Annotated in this window: 14 protein-coding genes; 7 read left to right on the forward strand and 7 right to left on the reverse strand. The window is 70.7% G+C overall.

Going from position 1 to position 18,737, the window contains the following annotated elements; translation table 11 throughout:
• Positions 1–10 precede the first annotated feature (10 nt).
• Positions 11–1,423: an NAD-dependent succinate-semialdehyde dehydrogenase gene (locus ACN469_RS00205; protein WP_498762962.1), complete on the forward strand. Its 1,413-nt coding sequence runs from the start codon at positions 11–13 to the stop codon at positions 1,421–1,423.
• Positions 1,424–1,429: 6 nt separating this feature from the next.
• On the opposite strand, the gene ACN469_RS00210 is transcribed toward ACN469_RS00205, so the two are convergent.
• On the reverse strand, positions 1,430–2,374 hold the full coding sequence (locus ACN469_RS00210) for a hypothetical protein (protein ID WP_498762964.1): 945 nt from the start codon (positions 2,372–2,374) through the stop codon (positions 1,430–1,432).
• A gap of 251 nt (positions 2,375–2,625) precedes the next feature.
• Between ACN469_RS00210 and ACN469_RS00215 the strand changes: the two genes are divergently transcribed.
• The gene (locus ACN469_RS00215; RefSeq protein WP_498762966.1) at positions 2,626–5,580 is read left to right on the forward strand and encodes a sigma 54-interacting transcriptional regulator; all 2,955 of its coding nucleotides are present in this window, start codon (positions 2,626–2,628) and stop codon (positions 5,578–5,580) included.
• Positions 5,581–6,108: 528 nt separating this feature from the next.
• The gene (locus tag ACN469_RS00220; protein WP_498762968.1) at positions 6,109–7,083 is read left to right on the forward strand and encodes a COX15/CtaA family protein; all 975 of its coding nucleotides are present in this window, start codon (positions 6,109–6,111) and stop codon (positions 7,081–7,083) included.
• A 2-nt stretch (positions 7,084–7,085) separates the two neighbouring features.
• Here ACN469_RS00220 and ACN469_RS00225 read toward each other — a convergent pair whose 3' ends face one another.
• The 4 genes from ACN469_RS00225 to ACN469_RS00240 form a co-directional block, all read right to left on the reverse strand.
• Positions 7,086–8,579 (reverse strand): ABC transporter permease/substrate-binding protein, encoded by a 1,494-nt coding sequence (locus ACN469_RS00225; protein ID WP_498763584.1) that lies wholly within the window; start codon positions 8,577–8,579, stop codon positions 7,086–7,088.
• 38 nt (positions 8,580–8,617) lie between these two features.
• Complete coding sequence (locus ACN469_RS00230; protein WP_498762970.1) at positions 8,618–9,370, reverse strand: ATP-binding cassette domain-containing protein; 753 nt, start codon at positions 9,368–9,370, stop codon at positions 8,618–8,620.
• A 30-nt stretch (positions 9,371–9,400) separates the two neighbouring features.
• Positions 9,401–10,381 carry a hypothetical protein gene (locus tag ACN469_RS00235; protein WP_498762972.1) on the reverse strand — a complete coding sequence of 327 codons (981 nt, stop codon included), beginning with the start codon at positions 10,379–10,381 and terminating at the stop codon, positions 9,401–9,403.
• Positions 10,382–10,527: 146 nt separating this feature from the next.
• A complete protein-coding gene (locus tag ACN469_RS00240; RefSeq protein WP_498762974.1) occupies positions 10,528–11,205 on the reverse strand; it encodes a DUF4142 domain-containing protein in 678 nt (225 codons plus the stop codon).
• Positions 11,206–11,509: 304 nt separating this feature from the next.
• Here ACN469_RS00240 and ACN469_RS00245 point away from each other — a divergent pair, with 304 nt between their 5' ends.
• The gene (locus ACN469_RS00245; RefSeq protein WP_498762976.1) at positions 11,510–12,400 is read left to right on the forward strand and encodes a zinc metalloprotease; all 891 of its coding nucleotides are present in this window, start codon (positions 11,510–11,512) and stop codon (positions 12,398–12,400) included.
• 158 nt (positions 12,401–12,558) lie between these two features.
• Here ACN469_RS00245 and ACN469_RS00250 read toward each other — a convergent pair whose 3' ends face one another.
• Complete coding sequence (locus ACN469_RS00250) at positions 12,559–13,890, reverse strand: beta-helix domain-containing protein (protein ID WP_498762978.1); 1,332 nt, start codon at positions 13,888–13,890, stop codon at positions 12,559–12,561.
• 194 nt (positions 13,891–14,084) lie between these two features.
• Between ACN469_RS00250 and ACN469_RS00255 the strand changes: the two genes are divergently transcribed.
• The 3 genes from ACN469_RS00255 to ACN469_RS00265 are packed head-to-tail and all read left to right on the forward strand — an operon-like array spanning position 14,085 to position 16,509.
• Positions 14,085–14,435, forward strand: a complete 351-nt coding sequence (locus ACN469_RS00255; protein WP_498762980.1) for a hypothetical protein — start codon at positions 14,085–14,087, stop codon at positions 14,433–14,435.
• Positions 14,435–15,154 carry a response regulator transcription factor gene (locus tag ACN469_RS00260; RefSeq protein WP_498763586.1) on the forward strand — a complete coding sequence of 240 codons (720 nt, stop codon included), beginning with the start codon at positions 14,435–14,437 and terminating at the stop codon, positions 15,152–15,154. Before ACN469_RS00255 ends, ACN469_RS00260 begins: the two co-directional genes overlap by 1 nt.
• Positions 15,151–16,509, forward strand: a complete 1,359-nt coding sequence (locus tag ACN469_RS00265; protein ID WP_498762982.1) for a HAMP domain-containing sensor histidine kinase — start codon at positions 15,151–15,153, stop codon at positions 16,507–16,509. The genes ACN469_RS00260 and ACN469_RS00265 overlap by 4 nt, the downstream gene beginning before the upstream one ends.
• On the opposite strand, the gene ACN469_RS00270 is transcribed toward ACN469_RS00265, so the two are convergent.
• The gene (locus ACN469_RS00270; protein ID WP_498762984.1) at positions 16,506–18,737 is read right to left on the reverse strand and encodes a SpoIID/LytB domain-containing protein; all 2,232 of its coding nucleotides are present in this window, start codon (positions 18,735–18,737) and stop codon (positions 16,506–16,508) included. The two genes, ACN469_RS00265 and ACN469_RS00270, sit on opposite strands and share 4 nt — an antisense overlap.

The raw sequence follows: 18,737 nt of genomic DNA on the forward strand, positions 1-18,737 counted from the left end.
GGAGCTTCCCATGGCCATCGCCACCATCGACCCGACGACGGGCAAGACGCTGCGCACGTTCAACGCCCTCACCCCGGCCGAGCTGGAGTTGAAGCTCCAGCTGTCGGCCGACACCTTTGACTCCTACCGTCGGACGTCCTTCGCCGAGCGCGCCCGGTGGATGCGCCGCGCCGCGGAATTGCTGGACGCGGAGGCGGAGCGCTACGGCCGCCTCATGACAGAGGAGATGGGCAAGCCGCTGGAGGCCGCGAAGGCCGAGGCTCGCAAGTGCTCCACCGCCTGCCGCTACTACGTGGCCAAGGCGGAGGGCCTGCTCAAGGACCGGCCCATCGAAGTGGGCGGAGACACCGCCTTCGTGCGCTACCAGCCGCTGGGCCCGGTGCTGGCCATCATGCCGTGGAACTTCCCCTTCTGGCAGGTGGTGCGCTTCGCCGCGCCCGCGCTGATGGCGGGCAACGTGGGCCTGCTCAAGCACGCGCACAACGTGCCCCAGTGCGCGCTCGCGCTGGAGGAGCTGTTCCTCCAGGCGGGCTTCCCGGCCGGCGCCTTCCAGACGCTGCTCATCGAGACGGCCGACGTGAATCGCGTCATCGAGGACCCGCGCGTCAAGGCCGTGACGCTCACCGGCAGCGAGGCCGCGGGCCGCTCGGTGGGCGCCTCCGCGGGCAAGTCGCTGAAGAAGGTGGTGCTGGAGCTGGGCGGCAGCGACCCGTTCATCGTCATGCCCAGCGCGGACCTGGACAAGGCCGTGGAGACGGCGGTGTCCGCGCGCCTCATCAACAACGGCCAGTCCTGCATCGCCGCCAAGCGCTTCATCGTCGCCGAGCCCATCGCCGCCGAGTTCGAACGCCGCTTCGTGGAGCGCATGAAGCGCGTCACCGTGGGCGACCCCATGGACCCGAAGACGGACCTGGGCCCGCTGGCCACCGAGAGCATCCTCAAGGGACTGCACGCGCAGGTGGAGGAGAGCGTGAAGGCCGGCGCGCGACTGCTGCTCGGCGGCAAGCCGCTGGAGCGTCCGGGGAACTTCTACCCGCCCACCGTGCTGGCGGACCCGCCCCCGAAGGCGCCCGCCTTCCATGACGAGCTGTTCGGCCCCGTGGCCACGCTACTGCGCGCGAAGGACGTCCCGCACGCCATCGAGCTGGCCAACGCGACGCCCTTCGGTCTGGGCGCCAGCGTGTGGACGAAGGACGCGGCGGAGCAGCGCCAGTTCATCGACGGCGTCGAGGCGGGCATGGTGTTCGTCAACTCGATGGTCGTCTCCGACGCGCGGCTGCCCTTCGGTGGCGTGAAGCACTCCGGCCACGGTCGCGAGCTGGCGGACCTGGGCATCCACGAGTTCCTCAACGCCAAGACGGTGCGCGTGGCCAGCACGTCCGGCGGCGAGCCGTTCCCGAAGGGCAGCGCCCTCAGCGAGTAGGCGTTTTCAGCGCGTGCGCACCCGGTCATCGGTCGGGCGGTGGACCTCCTCCAACGCCTGCGTCACGGCCTCCACCTCCGAGCCCAGCTGCTCCACGCTCTGCCGCAAACCCAGCCCGGCGAGGTCCTCGCCGGCCGCGTCCGCCGAGCGCACCCGCAGCACCTGCGCGTACAGCCCCTCCAGCGTGTAGTAGAGCCGCGTGTGCTCGGCCTCCAGCCGGTCCGCCGCCGTGGCCAGCTCCGCGCGCTGGGCCCGCTGCGCGTCCAACGCCAACAGCGCGCCTTGCAGCCGCTCACGCACCACCGCGTCCTTCTCCGCCGTCACGCGCGCCGCCAGGCCCTCTCGCTCTTGCTCCAACCGGCGCACATCCTCCGGCGTCACCAGCGCTCGGAGCTCCCGCTCCCGGCGCGCCAACGCGTGACACCCCTGGCGCAGCGCCTCCACCGTGCGCTCGGGCGCGTGCACCACCTCACGCAGCACCGCGGGCCCCTGCCCCAATTCGGCCAGCAGCTTCGCGCACAGCACGTCCACCCGCGCCACCCTCGGGTCCTCCGACGACGTGGCGTCAGCCTGTCCCGCGCCGCGCTCCCCGAGCCCGGACTTCGTCGACGCCTCCTCGGGTGAAGGGCTCTTCTTCAGGTACTTCGCCGCCACCAGGAAGAAGCCCAGCGCCACGAAGACGAGCCACCACAGCCGCCGGGGCTGCCCCAGCGCAATCAAGAGGCACGTTATCGCCGACGCCATGAAGGCCGCCGCCTTCCCCGGGTCCCTGGAGCGCTGGGAGGACCGCCGCGTCCGCACCGCGTTGCGCGCGGCCCGCCGGGCTTCCTTGCGCCACTGCTTCTCCCACTGCCGACGCACCTTGCGAGGCGGCAGGCGACCCGTCTTGCGGACCCATGCCTCCACGGCCGCGTCTTCTCGTGCCTGCCCCTCCGATAGGGCGCCTTCCAACCGACGAAGGCGCTCGTCCTGGAGCTGCGGGGAGGGGGGCGGAGGTGACTCGGGTACGCGGGGCACACGGTACGATAACGACTTCCCCCCGCGACGCGGGAGGGTGAGCGTTCTACCCACTGTCGTCTCCATGCGGACCGCGTCACCCCAACGTGACGCTCGGTTCAGCTTTGGAGTGCTCAATCGTTTGCATTCTCCCTGGAAAAGGCCCATGAGATTGTGTCCGCGGGGGGCACAAGGGGTTCGGTGTCGTGGAGAGCATCGAGGAAAAGGGGGAGCGTGGGGAGCTGGGACCCGAGGCCATCCGCGCCCTGCGTGGAGGGCACAGTCGCGCCGCTTTCGCCCGCATGCTCGGTGTCACCCCCCTCACCGTGTACCGCTGGGAGCTGCCGGAGTCGGCGCCCCAGGCGCGCAAGCCCCGTGGGCGGGTGGCCCAGGCGCTGCGCCAGTTGCTGGGGGCCGGCGGGCTCACCGGCGTCGCCCGACTCCCCTCCCTGTCCCGCCAGCCCCTGCGTCCTGAAGAGAGCGTCCGGCTCCAGCCCTGCCTCGAACGCCTGAAGCGGGCGGAGTGGCGCGCGGCGGAAGAAGAGCTGCTGGAGCTGGGGGCCTCGGGCGTGCTCAAGACGCCGGGAGCGCGGGCCCTGGCGGCGGTGGGCCTGTCCCACCTCCAGCGCTGGGGACGCGAGGACAGCCGGGGCGCCTTCGCCACGCTGCTGCCTCACCTGGGTGAAGCCGAGACGAGCCAGTTGCCGGAGTGGGTGGAGCTGCAGGTCCATGCGCTGGCGGCCAACCTCTACGCATCACCGGATGGCAAGCTGCTCGACATCGCCAAGTCCGACGCGCATGTCGCTCGCGCCGAGGCGCTGATGGCGGAGCGTCCGGACGCGGACGCGCGCTGCCTCTTGCGCATGGCGCAGACGACGGGCGCCTTCTACCTGGGCGAGGTCGAACGGGTGACGCGTTACTCCGGACGCGTGGCGGAAGCGCTCGCGGAGGTGACGGACCCGGCGCTGCGCCTGTTGGCCGAGGACGTGTGCGCGCACGAGGAGTCCATCCGGGGCGAGGCCACGCAGGCCACCCGGCGATTTCGCGAGGTGGCGCAGGGCTCGGCGCGGCTGGGTTATGCGTTCCTGGAGGCGCGCAACCTCGCCTTCCTCGCGCAGCGCCGCCTGGATGAGGCGTGCGAGCCGGAAGAGGCGTTGCTCCTGGTGCGCCGCGCTCGCGAGGCCGCGTATGGCGGACGCATGGCGCGGGGCTTCTCCTTCATCTTCGCCGCGCGCGCGGAGGCCGACGCGCTGCTGCGCCTGGCCCGCTTCGCGGAAGCCGAAGCGGTGCTGGACGAGGCCGACGCCGTCGTCGCGGAGCTGAGCTGGACGCCGCTGCACCTCGCGGTGACTCGCGCGCGGCTGTGGCTGACGACGAGCAAGTCCGCGGAGCTGCGGCGGCTGGCGGCGAAGCTGGCCGCGTATGACGGCAACATCCAGCGCGGGCTCACGGGGGCCTACGCCCTCTTCGTGGAGGCCATGGCGGACCTCTCCAGCGGCCCCGCCCAGCAGGCCGCCGCGGGCTTCGCCGCCGCCGGAGCCCGCGTCATGGAGCTGGGTGGCTGGCCCTACCTGCGCCGCGAGTGCCTGCTCTATGAGACGGCCGCGCGCGGCTACGCGGGCCAGCGCGAGGAGGGCCGCGCCGTGCTGCGCCGCACCCGCGCGTTCCTGGAGCGGATGCCGTCCGCGTGGCACTCGGCGCTGCTGCACCGCTTCGAGGGCCTGTTGCTGGTGCTGGAGGGCCGCACGCGCGAGGCCCGCGAGCTGCTGGAGGCGTCGCTGGGCACCTTCCGCCTCTCCGGCGACGTGTGCATGGCGGGCTACACGCGAAATCTCCTGGCGTGGTTGGCGAAGCACGAGGGCGACCCCGCCGCCGACGAGCTGCTGGCCGCCAGCGAGGCGGAGCTGCGCCGCCTGGGCGGGATGACCCCGCCCCCCAACTTCATCCCCGCCTCGGTGCGTCCCCCCAGCGAGCGCTCCCCTGTCTCGGACAGCACCTTCGTGAAGCGGCTGGGCGCGGAGGCGCTGGTGGTGCCCTTCGAGCGGCTGTCCGTGCGCGGCATGGGCGCGCCCCTCATCCAACGCGAGCTGCTGGGCGTGCTGGAGGGGCTGTTCCCCGGCTGCGCGCCGCGCCTGGAGGAGGTGGACTCCCAGGGCCGCATCACCCTGCTGGCGGGGCTGGACACGACGCCGAGCACGGACGAGGTGGAGTTCGGCGACGGCTGCGGGCGACGGCTGCGGCTGGGCGTCGCGGGCCCGCTGCCGGCGGATGGCCGCGCGCTGCTCACCGCGCTGTCACGGCTGGGCGGCTTCGCGTTGGAGGTGGCCACCCTGCGCGGCTTCGCGACGGTGGACGTGGAGGTGCCTGGCTCGAATGAGTCCGCGCCGGAGGCACCTGGCCGGGACGCGGAGCTGCCGGGCTTCATCGCCGCATCTCCCAGCATGAAGCGGCTGCGCGCGGAGCTGGCGCGCCTGTCCGCCAGTCGCTCCACCGTCATCGTCACCGGCGAGTCGGGCGCGGGAAAGGAAGTCGTCGCGCGCGCGCTGCACGTGCTGTCCACCCGCTCGCAGCGCCCCTACGTCGCGTTCAACTGCGCCGCCGTCCCCAAGGAGCTCTTCGAGGGACAGCTCTTCGGCTACCGGCGCGGCTCCTTCACCGGCGCGGCGTCGGACCACCCCGGCGTGCTGCGCGCGGCCCACGGCGGCACCCTCTTCCTGGACGAGATTGGCGAGCTGCCGCTGGACGTGCAGCCCAAGCTCCTGCGCGTGCTGGAGAACGGGGAGGTGTTCCCCCTGGGCGAGACGCGGCCGGTGGAAGTGGATGTGCGGGTGATCGCCGCCACGCACCGGGACCTGGGCCAGCTGGTGCGCGAGGGCCGCTTCCGCGAGGACCTCTACTACCGCTTGCAGGTGGTGCCGGTGCGGGTGCCCCCGCTGCGCGAGCGCCGCGAGGACGTGGTGGCCCTGGCCCGGCACTTCGTCCGGCAGCTCACGCCCGAGGGGCAGTCGCCGCCCGTGCTGGGACCGGATGCCCTGGCGACGCTGATGGCCCACTCCTGGCCCGGCAACGTGCGCGAGCTGCGCAACGTCATCGAGCGCTCCATGGCCTACGGGCCGCTGCCGACGGTGCTGGGGGCGGAGCAGATGCGCATCGCGGGCTGAGGGTTGAGGAACCATCCCCAACCCGCGATGCGCCCCGCCCTGTTTCCCCACACCCCTGTGGGAACCTGTCGAGGCTGAAGGAAGAGGTCACGCTCCGGGCCGGGGAGGGGGGGAACCCCGGCCCGGAGCGCAGTACTGCTTCCGAATCGATGCCTCTCAAAGAACACACCCATGGGCCAAAGAGGGGGGAAGCTTCGACCCTGGGTGCCGGGACCACTCGAGAGCGGTCACCAGTTCAAATCGTGTGTCGCCAGCCTCCGGAGAGGTCCGTCGCTCACTGAGCATTCGTTAAGCACCATACGTGCCAGCCCTTAGGCCGATGGATCTGCTCAATGGAAATCATCCGAACGGGTAGGTAAATGGAGCAGGTGTATCCAACGGCCCGAGTGGGACATCCGGCGGGCCCTATCCGGATATGGCCTGACGCCCTGCGAGCGAGGAGGCGAGCAGCGCGGCTGATGGCCCGGTTGAAACTGGATGAGGGGGCTCGGGCAGCGAGTGGGGTCGAAGTGAGTTAAGGGGACCGCGATGACTCACGCCGCCTCGTCACGTCGGTTCCAGGCCTTCAGCGTCGGAGTGCTGATCTTCACGCTGGGGGTGATTCTGTGGGGTGCCTTCGTCCGGGCGACGGGCTCCGGCGCGGGCTGCGGTGACCACTGGCCGCACTGCAACGGCGAGGTGGTGCCCCGCGAGCCCACGGTGCAGACGCTCATCGAGTACACCCACCGGCTGACGAGCGGGCTCGTCATGATTCTCGCCGTGGTCCTGTGCGTGTGGGCGCTTCGAGCACATGCGAAGGGGCACCCGGTGCGCAAGGCGGCGAGCTGGGCGCTGTTCTTCATGCTGACGGAGGCCCTCGTCGGCGCCGGCATCGTGTTGCTCAAGTACGTGGCGGACAACGCGTCCATGGGCCGCGCGGTGTGGATGGGCGTGCACCTGGTGAACACGTTCCTGTTGGTGGGCGCGCAGACGCTGGTCATCTGGTTCGCCCGGGGCCGTGCGCCGCTGACGTTCCGGGGCCAGGGGTGGGTGGGCGTGCTGGTGGGCACGAGCGTGGCAGGGATGCTGCTGCTCGGGGTGAGCGGCGCGGTGGCGGCGCTCGGTGACACGCTGTTCCCCTCGGAGACGCTGATGGACGGGCTGCGCGCGGACGTGTCGGACACGGCGCACGTCTTCATCCGTCGGCGCATCCTTCACCCGGTGCTCGCGGTGTCCATGGGCGCGCTGCTGGTGCTGATTGGCCGGTGGATGGCGCGGCTGCGGCCCTCGGTGGAAGTGAAGCGCGCGGCGTTCATCATCAGCATCCTCTACGCGGTGCAGCTCGCGACAGGCTTGGTCAACGTGGTGCTGCTGGCGCCGGTGTGGTTGCAGCTGGTGCACCTGCTGCTAGCGGACTTCGTGTGGATGGCCGTGGTGAGCCTGTGCGCGGCGGGGCTCTCGGCCGACGCGCCGAGGGCGGAGAGCGTGGCGGCGACGGTGCCGACGCACGCGTCGCCCGTGTAGCGTCAGCGCGACTCCGACTCCGCGCGCAGCCGCAGGCCCTTGGGGACGAGGACGCGGCCCAGGGCCTCGAACACTCCGCTGACGAGCAGGGCGAGCACCGCGGCGGGCACCGCGCCTTCGAGGATGAGTCGCGTGTCGTCCAGGCGGATGCCCGTGAGGATGGGCTGACCGTAGCCACCCGCGCCCACGAGCGCGCCGAGGGTGGCGGTGCCCACGTTGATGACGGCGGCCGTCTGGATGCCCGCGAGGATGGAGGGCGAGGCCATGGGCAGGTCGATGCGCCACAACCGCGCGCGCGGAGGCAGGCCGAGCGCGTCCGCGGACTCGCGCACCTCCAGGGGGATTCCGGTGAGGCCCGAGGCCGTGTTCCGGACGATGGGCAGGAGGCTGTAGAGGAACAGCGCGGCGATGGCGGGCCGCGAGCCGATGCCCAGGAGCGGAATCATCACCACGAGCAGCGCCAGCGAGGGGATGGTCTGGATGACGCCCGCGAGGCCAAGCACGCCCTGCCCGAGCCGGGGGCTGCGAGAGGCGAGCACGCCCAGTGGCACCGCGAGCGCCAGGGCGCCGAGGAGCGAGACGCCGACGAGGAACAGGTGCTCCCGGGTGCGAAGCCAGACGCGGGAGATGAGGCCCTCGCCGCGCACCACGGTGGAGACGCCCAGGGACTGCGAGAGGAAGTCGGAGGCCACCTGCGCCTCGGGGACACGCTCCAGTCGCGCGCGGGCGTTGAGCTTCACCATCTTCTCTTCCGAGAGCGTGCCGGAGAGTCGGAGGATGGCGGCCAGCGCCTCCGGGGCGCGTGACTCCATGTCGGTGCGATAGAGCAGCACGGCGTCGTACGCGGGGAAGTGGCGCGCGTCGTCCACGAGGACGCGCAGGCCGTAGGCGGCGATTTCGGCATCCGTGGAGTACAGGTCCGTCACCTGGACGGAGCCCGCCTCCATGCCGCGATAGGCGAGGTCGTGGTCCAGGCCGCGCACGTCGCGCTGAGGGAGGCGGTAGCTGTCGCGGAGCGCGGGCCAGCCATCGCCGCGCTCCATGAACTCGTTGCTGAAGCCGATGCGCAGCTCGGGGTGGGCGCGCAGGTCGGAGATGTTTCGGATGCCGAGTCGCTCGGCCTCGGCTTCCTTCATGCCCAGCGCATAGGTGTTGTTGAAGCCGAGCGGCGCGCTCATGCGCAGCCCCTCCTCGACCAGTGCGACGCGCAGGGCCGCGTCATCGGGCAGCTTGCGTGCGGAGAGCAGCTCCTGGCGCAGCGTGCCGGTGTACTCGGGATACACGTCCAGCTCGCCTCGGCGCAGCGCCTCCCAGAGGACGGCGGTGCCACCGAGCTCGCGCCGGTGCTGCACGCTCGCGCCGGTGCTCCGCGCGAGCTGCGACACCATCTCTCCGAGGATGACGGACTCGGTGAACTTCTTGGAGCCCACGCGCACGGACGGCTCACCTTGGGTCGTGCTCGCGCGCTCGCATGCCGTCAGCACCAGCCAGAGCATGAGGAGTGCCGTGAGCTTCATCGGTGCGAGCCACGTGCTCATGCCGAGGCCCCGCTTCCCGGAGCCAGCCGCTGGGCCTGGATGAACCGCGTGACGAACGGGTCCGCGGGACGGGTCTCCAGGTCCACGAGGCTGCCCTGCTGCACCACGCGCCCCTCCCGCATGAGCACGATGTCATCACCCAGGAAGCCCGCCTCCGCGAGGTCGTGCGTCACCAGCACCACCGTCTTGCGCAGCCGCGAGAAGATGGCGCGCAGGTCCGCTTGCAGTTCATGCCGCACCAGCGGGTCCAACGCCCCCAGCGGCTCGTCGAGCAGCAACACCTCCGGGTCCAGCATGAGCGCGCGCATCAACGCCACCCGCTGCCGCTGTCCTCCCGAGAGCTGCGCCGGATAGCGCGCGAGCGCCTCGGCCGGAAACCGCGTCAGCTCCACCAGCACATCCCTCCGCTCGCGAGTCTTCGCGGGGGACCAGCGCAGGTGCTCGGCCATGAGCGTGACGTTCTCCTCCCCCGTGAGATGCGGAAAGAGCCCGCCGCCCTGAAGCGCGTAGCCCACCCGATGACGCAGCGACAGCAGCGCCTTCGCGTCCGTGGGCAGCGGCTGGCCCCCGTAGCGCACCTGCCCCGTGTCCGGATGCAGCAGCCCGTTGAGCAAGCGCACCAGCGTGGACTTCCCGCAGCCGCTCGGCCCCAGCAGCACGGTGGTCCGCCCCGTGGGCATGGTGAGGTTCAGCGCGTGCAGCGCCTGCGTGGTGCCGAAGCGCTTGGAGACATCCTGCAAGGCGTACACGAGGCGGCCCCTTCGCGCGCGACAGTGGGTTCAGGGTACGGAGAAGGCACCATTGCAGACAGCGGGGAACGCGGGCTCGGCCGACGCGAGGAAGCTGCACGCGGCGAACAGTGCCCGGTCATCCCACTGCATGGCCCCAGCCCAGATGACGACCGGTCCGCGCGCGGACAGCGCGGTGAAGCGCTGACACCTCGCGGGGCGCTCCTCCAGGAGACACTCCACCTCCTCCACGGGACTTGCGCCCGGCAGCGCCGCCCTCAGCTCTGCCACGCTCTGGTCCCTCCAGCGCACCGTCACCTCCTCCCGCGCGGGCCGGTACACGCTCCACACCAACGACGCGTCGTCACAGCGGATGCGTCCATCGCGACTGGTGGACAGGGACGGCTGGCAACCTTCGGGCACCGCGAGCGTGCGCCAGGGCAGGCGCGGCGGCAGCAACAACGCCGCCGCGTCCAGCGACTCGCCCTCCGGATTGCCGCGCGCCGCGAGGAACTCGAAGAGCTCCAGACAGCGCGCCAGCGCGGGCTGGGCGTTGTCCTTCGCGACACAACCCAGCTCCCGTTGACGGCCCAGCAGCCCCGCCACGGAGACCAGATAACCACCCGCGCGACAGGCGCCCGGCCCCTCCAGGCCCGCGTCCCCCACCTCGCACACGGCGAAGCGAGCCGCCGGCCACGAGCGCCCCGCGAGCGGCAGCGCCCCCTCCGCCACCACGACGCCCTCCCCCAGCCGCTCCACCACGCGCGCCCTTGCGAGCGTGAGCACTCGCGCGGCGGGCACGTCCTTGCGCTCGGCGAGCCACACCGTCGCGTCACCACATTGATAGATGCGCGAGCTGGTGCTGTCGGGAATCGGCGTGCATCCCTCGAAGAGCGCCCGGGCTTCGGGCAGGAAGGGCCCCGCGGGGGTGGCTCCTTCGGGCGCGACGGGCGGCACATGCGGCGCGGACGTCGTGCACGCGCACAACGCCGTGAAACCCCAGGCCAGCATCCACTTCCAGGCATTCGCCATGTGCCGGGATAAGCATCCGTGCCCCGCGACGTCAACCTGGCAGATGCCCCCGAGCCCGGCGTCCCACACACTGCTCGAAGCACCGGCGCGGTGACCCCGGGTCGCCCCGAGTCACCGCGCCGATGCTTCACGAGAGCCCGCGCCTATCAGCGACGCAGGGTCTTCTCGAGCTCCTTGGCCATCGTCTCGTTGCTCGCGATGCCCTGACGCGTCTTGCTCAGGAACGCGCTGAAGGTGGCGTCGGTCTTGTACTTGTCCATGCCGTCCTTCGCCAGGTCCTGCCCCTTCTTGCCGTCATCCGCGACGCGCGTGAGGAAGCCCTTGTCGAACTCCTTGCCGTTCTTCTCGCGCAGCTTGTCCAGCTCCTTCTCGGCCTCGGTGATGGCCTTGTTCAGGCGCTCGTCGACGCCCTCCATCTTCTTGTCGTAGCCCTCCTGCATGCCGGGGGTGGCACCGGAGCCACCGGTACCAGGAGGCCCGGCCAGGTCGACCGTCGCGACCTCGATGGACTTGCTGTCGGCCCACGCCTTGAGGTCGGACAGGTGCTGCTTGTGGTCTGTCACCAGCTTCTGCGCGAACTGACGCACCTGCGGGTCCTGCGTCTTCTCCAGCGCCATGTTGCCCAGGGCAATCTGCTTGGCGTCGAAGAGGGCCAGCTTGCCGACGTACAGCTCCTTCTCGGCCGCCGCCTCACCGATGCGCTTGTCTTCCTTGTGGGTCTTCTTGGCCTCGTCTTCCGCGAGCGCCGTGCCCGTCATCGAGCCGAACACCAGCGCCGCCGCCAGGGCCGCCACACCACCACCACCAAGAATCCTTCGAGCCATGCCGTCCTCCTGGACAGGGAATGCCGGAAGCTGGTTCAGCCCCCGTGACTCGGCAATCGCCGCCCGCTCGCTCGCCCCCGCCGCGAGGAGCACCCTTTCGTGAGGTGCTCGATGCTCCGGGCGTCAGTCGACACAATGAAAGACATTTTACAATCGCCCCACCAGGTGGAGCACCCTTGTCTCATCCGCCCCGGAGTACGTCATCGGACACACGGGGATTGTCTACAGATTCCCTCGGGGCGGCGTTGACTCTCGCTGTTTCATTCAGCTATTCAACGTATCTCCATCTTCCCTGGAGATGACAATGATTGGCAGCGTCGTGAAGAAGAATGGTCGTCTGGCCGTGTTTGCCGGTGCCCTGCTGAGCCTCGCCGCCTGTAAGGGCGAGGAGGCCGCGGAGGCCCAGACGCCGGCGGACCCCGCCGTGGAGCAGACGGCGCTGCACCGGGGTTGTGCGGCGGTGGAGCCCTCGGTGGAGGAGCGCGCGGCCATCGACGCCTTCCTGGCCGAGCAGAAGACGGCGATGCGCGCGGTGGGCTCGGTGACGGTGCCCACGTACTTCCACGTCATCAACAAGGGCTCGGGCATCGCGAACGGCGACATCCCGGACTCGCAAATCACCGCGCAGATGAACGTGCTGAACGCGGCCTATGCCAACACCCCGTTCCGCTTCGTGCACCAGGGCACGGACCGCACGACGAACACGAAGTGGTTCGCGCTCAAGGACGGCAGCGCGAACGAAAAGGCGATGAAGAAGGCCCTGCGCAAGGGTGGCAAGGAGAGCCTCAACATCTACACCGCCAACCTGAGCGGCGGCCTGCTGGGCTGGGCGACGTTCCCCTCCAGCTACACCTCACAGCCGCTGCAGGACGGCGTGGTCATGCTCTACAGCAGCGTTCCGGGCGGCACGGCGGCGCCCTACAACGAGGGCGACACGGGCACGCACGAGGTCGGCCACTGGCTGGGCCTGTACCACACGTTCCAGGGCGGCTGCACCGGCGCGGGTGACTCCGTGAGCGACACCCCGGCCGAGGCGTCTCCGGCGTACGGCTGCCCCACGGGCCGCAACACCTGCTCGACGGCGGGCGTGGACCCCATCACCAACTTCATGGACTACACGGACGACAACTGCATGAACACGTTCACCGCCGGCCAGTCGGCGCGCGCGGACCAGCTGACGGCGACCTACCGCTAGGACGTCTCACGACGGCACGGACTGTCGGCTCGGCGCCGGGGTCTCCCACGAGGAGGCTCCGGCGTCGTTGTTTTCAGCGGCGTCGGTCGCCCGGCGCCCGCATCGCGTCACGCTCCGGCGCCCATGACTCGCCTGGGCCCCCCCTGTTCCGTGAAGGCTCAGGGGCTGCGAGGACAGACGGGCGTCTCGGAGGGGCAGCGTCCGTCGCGGTCCTTCGGCTTCGTCTCCGTGCACTCGGCGATGCGCGCGAAGGTGGTGCTCGCCGCGAGGCTGAGGTCCGAGCCATTCCACCCGCGCAGGATGCCGTGCCCCGCGCTGTCCTCGATGCGCGAGTTCGCGATGAAGGGCGCCGTCGGCTCGTTGAACACGAGGATGGCCGAGCTGACACCGAACCCGGGCGGCAGGTAGTTGCACCCGTAGCTGGAGCACTGGCACGCCCCACCCGCGTACCGCACCACCACCGACTCCAGCCGGTTGGCCGCGTTCATCCCGTCGAAGCGGATGCCCGTCCAGTCACCCGCCCTGGGCGTCGTCTCGTCCGACGTGAAGGTGATGGGCCGCGCGGCCGTCCCCGCCGCGATGAGCGCGCTCGTCTCGTCATAGATGCGCAGCGTCGTCGCGGACGCGAAGCGCAGCTGCGTGCCCGCTTCGATGGTCAGCGCCGCCGGCACCCGATTCCCACCCACCTGGAGCCCCTCCAACCGGTAGGGCACCCCCAGGTCCTTCAGCGTGGCATTGGCCCCCAGGTAGAACACCGAGGCCGACGCGATGGATGGCCCCACGTAGATGGCGTCATCCAGGTTGCCCGTGTACGTGCCCGACGGCAGCGTCCCCAGGGCATTGGGATTGACGGCGAGCGGCTGCGGACGGGCCGTGCTGCCCGCCCCACGAATGGTCAGGTCCGAGGAGCCCGCCGCGAAGCCCGAGGTGCCGTTGAGCAGGATGCCGGGGCCCTGCGAGCTCTCGATGGTGACGTGATTGACGAACAGCGGCGTCAGGCCGGGAAGGTCCGCGCCCGCGTTCACCCGCACCGTGGCCAGGGCCGTCGACGTGTCTCCGCCTCCAGAAAACACCGTCCACTCCAGCCGCGCCGAGCCTCCCGTCCCGAGGAGCACCTGGCCCCACGGCTTGCCCGACTCGCGCGACTCGAAGCGCACGGGCTGGCCCTGCTTGCCCTCGACACGGAGCACGCCGCCGCTGTCCACCTGGATGGAGGTCCCCGCCGCGATGCGCACCGTCGCGCAGGCCGCCACGGTGACCTGCCCCCGGATGGAGAGGTTGTTGGTGATGACATGCGGACTGCCGGCGGCCCATGTCTCCGAGGTGGAGAGGATTCCCTGGTGCTCCACGACGGCGCCGGTGACCGCGGGACACCCTTCCTCCGTGTCGGGTCCGTCCCGCGGAGTCTGCGAGTCCTCGGAGCAACCAGACGACAACAGCGAGGCACTCAAGAGCAACGAAAGCGCGAACCGGCGCGATGCGACGTGCATGTCATCTTCCCCAAAAGTAGATGCAACAACCCCTCTGTCCGGGAACATCGCCGATTCCCGGGGAGGTGCCAATGCGCCCGCCCACCCTGGCGGCCCGTTACATTCGTTTACATTCCGCACATCCTCCCGCGACATCCCCGCGCTGAACTGCGCAGCATCCAATGGACCCCGAGGTCCTGGCCCTGGGAGGTTCGATGTCCCCACGCCCCACCCGACGTTTCCACGCGGTTGCCCCGCTCGTCGTCCAAGTCCTGCTGCTGCTCGCCTTCGCTTCGAGAGCCGCGATGCCCCCGAGCCTCGACACGAGGTCCAGCGCTCGACCACGAGACCTGGTGGAGCTGGGACAGCTCCTCGTCGACGGCGGCGTGTGGCAGGCGCGCCGGCTGATGCCCCAGGAGTGGGTGAAGCAACTCCTGACGCCGGGGGGCGCTTCCGCGACAGCTCTGCTCCTGCTCGACTGGCGGAGGCGGCTGGTGGGTGATGCCCTCCCGTGGTTCGACGGCGAGCCCGATGCGGCCAGGGTCCCACTAGACTGGGAGACATGATGGGACCCGCCACATCGTCACCTGGCATCGAGGTGCTCCTCATCGAGGACGACGCTCACCTGGCGCGCCTCACGGCCGAGTACCTGGAGCGCCAGGGCGTGCGCACGTGCCTCGCGCGAGATGGTGAGCAGGGACTCGCCGAGGCTTCGCGGCGTGCGTTCGACGCCATCCTCATCGACATCATGTTGCCCCGGAAGGATGGGCTCACTGTCTGTCGAGAGCTGCGGGAGCGCTCGGCGGTGCCCATCCTCATGCTCACCGCGCGCGGCGAGGAGGCGGACCGGGTGATGGGGCTGGAGCTGGGCGCGGACGACTATCTTCCCAAGCCCTTCTCGTCCCGGGAGCTGCTGGCGCGCATCCAGGCGCTGGTGCGGCGCAGCCGGGGCCTGCTGGGGCCTTCGCGCGAGGTGGTGCGCGTGGGCTCGCTCACGTTGAACCGGAGTGACATGCGGGCGTCGCTGGATGGACAGGTGTTGTCGCTGACGCAGCATGAATTCGCCTTGTTGCTCGGGCTCGCGGAGCGCGCGGGACGGGTGCTGTCGCGCGAGCAGTTGCTGGAGCTGGCGAAGGGCAGCGACCCGGACGGACCTGTGGACCGAGCCATCGACGTGCATGTGTCCCGGCTGCGGCAGAAGCTGGGGGACGACGCGCGCAACCCTCGGATGCTCAAGACGGTGCGGGGCGTGGGGTATGTGCTGGAGCGAGGCGAGGAGTCATGAAGCTCTTCGACAGACTCCGTCCCCGCCGGATGTTCTGGCGCATCTATCTGTATGGCCTGTTGATGCTGGGGGGCGCCGTCTTGTCCTTCTCCCTCATCATCAAGCTCGTGCAGGTCCAGGGGAACCAACCGAACATGGAGCACTTCACGGAGCTGGTGGACCTGGCCAACTCGGACTCCTCCGACCTCGCACCCATGCTCCAGGCCCTCGACTCGAACAAGAACGTCCAGGCCACCCTGTATGACCTCCAGGGCAACGTGAAGGTGTCTTCGGCGCACCCTCCGCTGAGGCCGCTCGACGACGACGAGTGGCGACAGGTTCGCAAGGCCGACAACTGGTTCGCGAGGGATGACCAGAACTATTGGGCGGCCCCCACGTGGCGCGGCGATGTCGTGACGGGCGTGCTGATCTACCGGACCGCGACCCATCATCTGGTCTACACGGCGCTGGGTAGCAGCCTGGCCGCCGTGCTCCTGTTCCTGGCGGGAATCTCCGTACCCCTGGCGCGTGCGATTGTCTCCCCGCTGGAGCAACTGACCACCGTGGTGGGCGAGTTTGGCCAGGGGAACCTGTCCGCGCGCGTGCGCTTGAAGGGGCGCAACGAGGTGGCGGTGCTGGGGCGCACCTTCGACGAGATGGCCGCACGGACGGAGTCGCTCATCCGAGGCCAGAAGGAGCTGCTGGCCAACGTGTCGCACGAGCTGCGCACGCCCCTGGCGCGCCTGGGCGTGACGCTGGACCTCGTGGAGGACGGACAGCCGGAGGAGCTGGCGACGCGACTGCCGGAGCTGCGGCGGGACATCGGCGAGCTCCAGCAGCTCGTGGATGGGGTGTTGCAAATGGCCCGGCTCGACCTGGAGGCGAACCAGGCGGGTCAGCCGGGGCCGCGCCTCCAGCGAGCGACGCTGCGGCTGACGGAGTTCCTGCAGGACGCCGCCGAGCGATTCCAGAAGGGCGCCCCCGAGTGTCCTCTCCAACTGGACGTTGCCGAGAACCTGCCGACGCTGGAGGCCGACCCGGTGCTGGTGCGGCGCGCGCTGCACAACCTGCTCGACAACGCGCGCAAGTACTCGGAGCCCGGCAGTCCGGTGACGCTGCGGGCCCAGGTGGCGGCCGACGCGGTGCACCTGGAAGTGGAGGACCGGGGCATCGGCATCAGCGACGAGGACCTGCCGAAGCTCACCACGCCGTTCTTCCGAACCGACCGCAGCCGCGCGAGGGAGACGGGAGGCACGGGCCTCGGGTTGACGCTCGTGCGCCGCATTGTAGAGGCCCACGGGGGAACACTGTCCCTTCAGGGTGTCACTGAAGGAGGAACCCGCGCCCGGCTCGTGCTTCCCCTCGCGAGGCCTTAATCCACGTCCCGAGGCTCGGGGCGGCTCCGTCCGTAGGCGTTCTCGAGAATCGCCTCACTGCGCAGTCCACTCGACTTCGCCGCCTCGACGTCCAAGCCCTCGCCGTGCCCGCGCCCGCGCCCCTCGAACACGAGCGTGTCCCCATTGAACGACGCCGTGCGCGGACATGACGGCAGCTTCAATCCCGAGCGCAACAGCTCACACGGCAGCGAGCGCCCGCTCTCGAAGGTCGACGCGCCCTCCTTCTCCGTGAGCAGGTATTGAACGCGACCCGCCTCGAAGCGCAGCGACACCAGGCCCTTGCCCAGCAGTCGCTCCACGTCCGCTCGCGGCCGCTCCTGCGTCCAGGGCTCCTGTCCTCCCTGTGAGAACAACAGCCACTCCCGCCACTTGAGCGCCGGGAGCCTCAGCGCCTTCGCGTCGTCTCGCTGCACCCGCACCGTGCCTCGAAAGGCCTGACAGTGCGTCGTGTCGCAGACGGCCCGGCCCGGGTGGCGACTGTGCTGCTCGTTGTGCGCCACCACCCGCGCCAACGCCAGCCGCGCCTCGCCCTTCAACGTCACATCCTCCGCCGCCACCACGCCCGCCGTGTACTGCAGCCGCGTCGTGCGGAACACGAAGTCCGAGCCCCTCCGCGCCTTCAATGCGCTCGGTGACGTGGGCACTCCCGCGGGCGGCCGGTACGCGGGCGGCGGCGACCAGGTGAAGACTCCCGCGTAGTCCCGCCCCTCCTCCGGCCCCTTCGGGAAACGCACCCGCCACGGCGCCCCCAGGCACACCGCGGCTCCGCGCGCCGTCAGTCCCTCCAGCCGCGCCCACTCCACTGGCGCCGCCTTCGGCAGCCCGTCCTCCACCTTGAAGCCCACCCCCGAGCACCGCGCCTCCACCTCGCGCGCGGGCACCAACCCCAACACCTGCACCCGCGCCGCCTCCACACCCGCCTGCTTGCGCGCCTTCGCCAGCGCCGCCGGAATCTCCTCCGCGAACTGGCGCGGCATCTTCCCCGGCCGCACCGCCACCACCACCAGGTCCCCGTCCACCGCCGCAATCCAGCCGTACTGCGGACGGCTCGCCGCGTCCCGCACCGTGCCCGTCTTCGTCGCCACGCCCACCAGCGCCTTCGACGCGGGCAGCTCCGCCAACGTCCCTCGCGCCGCGTTGTCCGCCAGCAGCGCCACCACGTCCGGCCGGGCCTCCGCCAACAACCGATACGCCTGCGCCATCCCCCACGGAGACAGCGCCAGCGTGGAGCGCAGCCCCACCACGTCCGCCATGTCCACCGGCGTCCCCGTCAGCCCCAGCGCCGACAGCACCGGCTCCCACGCACCAAACCCCTTCGGCGCCGAGCCGCCCGCCTCCCAGTCCAGGAAGTACCCGTTGCACGAGCGCAGCAGCGCCGTGCGCGCGTCCACCTTCGCCGGCAACCCCGGACCACACGCCCACTCCTGCACGTCCACGCGCGGCGCCAGCACCGGATGCCCCGTGCCCGCCGCGTACACGAAGGGCTTCAGTACGGAGCCATAGGGCAGCGCGCGCCGCACCTCGCCCTCCGACAGCAACACCTCACCGGAGTGACGACTCACCACCACCGTGGCCGGCCCCGCCGCGCGCACCTGCACGTCCGCCAGTTCGTCGATGGACAGCGGCACCACCCACCGCGCGCCGTCGTGACACTGGCGCAGCCGCCGCGACAGCGCCTTGGGAAACCCCACCGTCTCACTCAACAGCCGCGCCAGCGCCCGCCGCGCCCGCGTCGAGTCCACCGCGGGCGCCGCCGCCAGGTCCGAGGCCGCGCGTGACAGGGATTGATACGGGCCCTCGCGCCACGAGGGCAGCTCGCCGCTCAGCGCCACCGCGAAGGCCTCGTGGAACAGCCGGTCCTCGCTCGACTGGGGACACGCCCACCACAGGAGCTGATGCGCCAGCTCGTGCCGCAGCGCCACGCGCAGCCGCTCATCCAAGACGCCCGGCGTGTTCTGCCGCAGCTCCACGAGGCCCGGCCGGCCCTGCGCGTTGCGCTCGGGAGACAGGGCCACGCCTCGCTGGAGGACGATGGAGGCCGGGGCCTTCACCGGCGCCCCACCCGCCTCCGCCGCATACACCGATTCCAGCGCCGCCCAGCCGGCCTCCGCCTCGCGACGAAGGTCCGACTCGGGCGTCACGTCACCTCGCGTGACGAAGGTGGGGGTGGCCGTCAGCAGCACGGCCACCACGGAGGCCCACCCCAT

This window comes from Corallococcus terminator, from assembly GCF_049194865.1.
Classification (GTDB): domain Bacteria; phylum Myxococcota; class Myxococcia; order Myxococcales; family Myxococcaceae; genus Myxococcus; species Myxococcus terminator_A.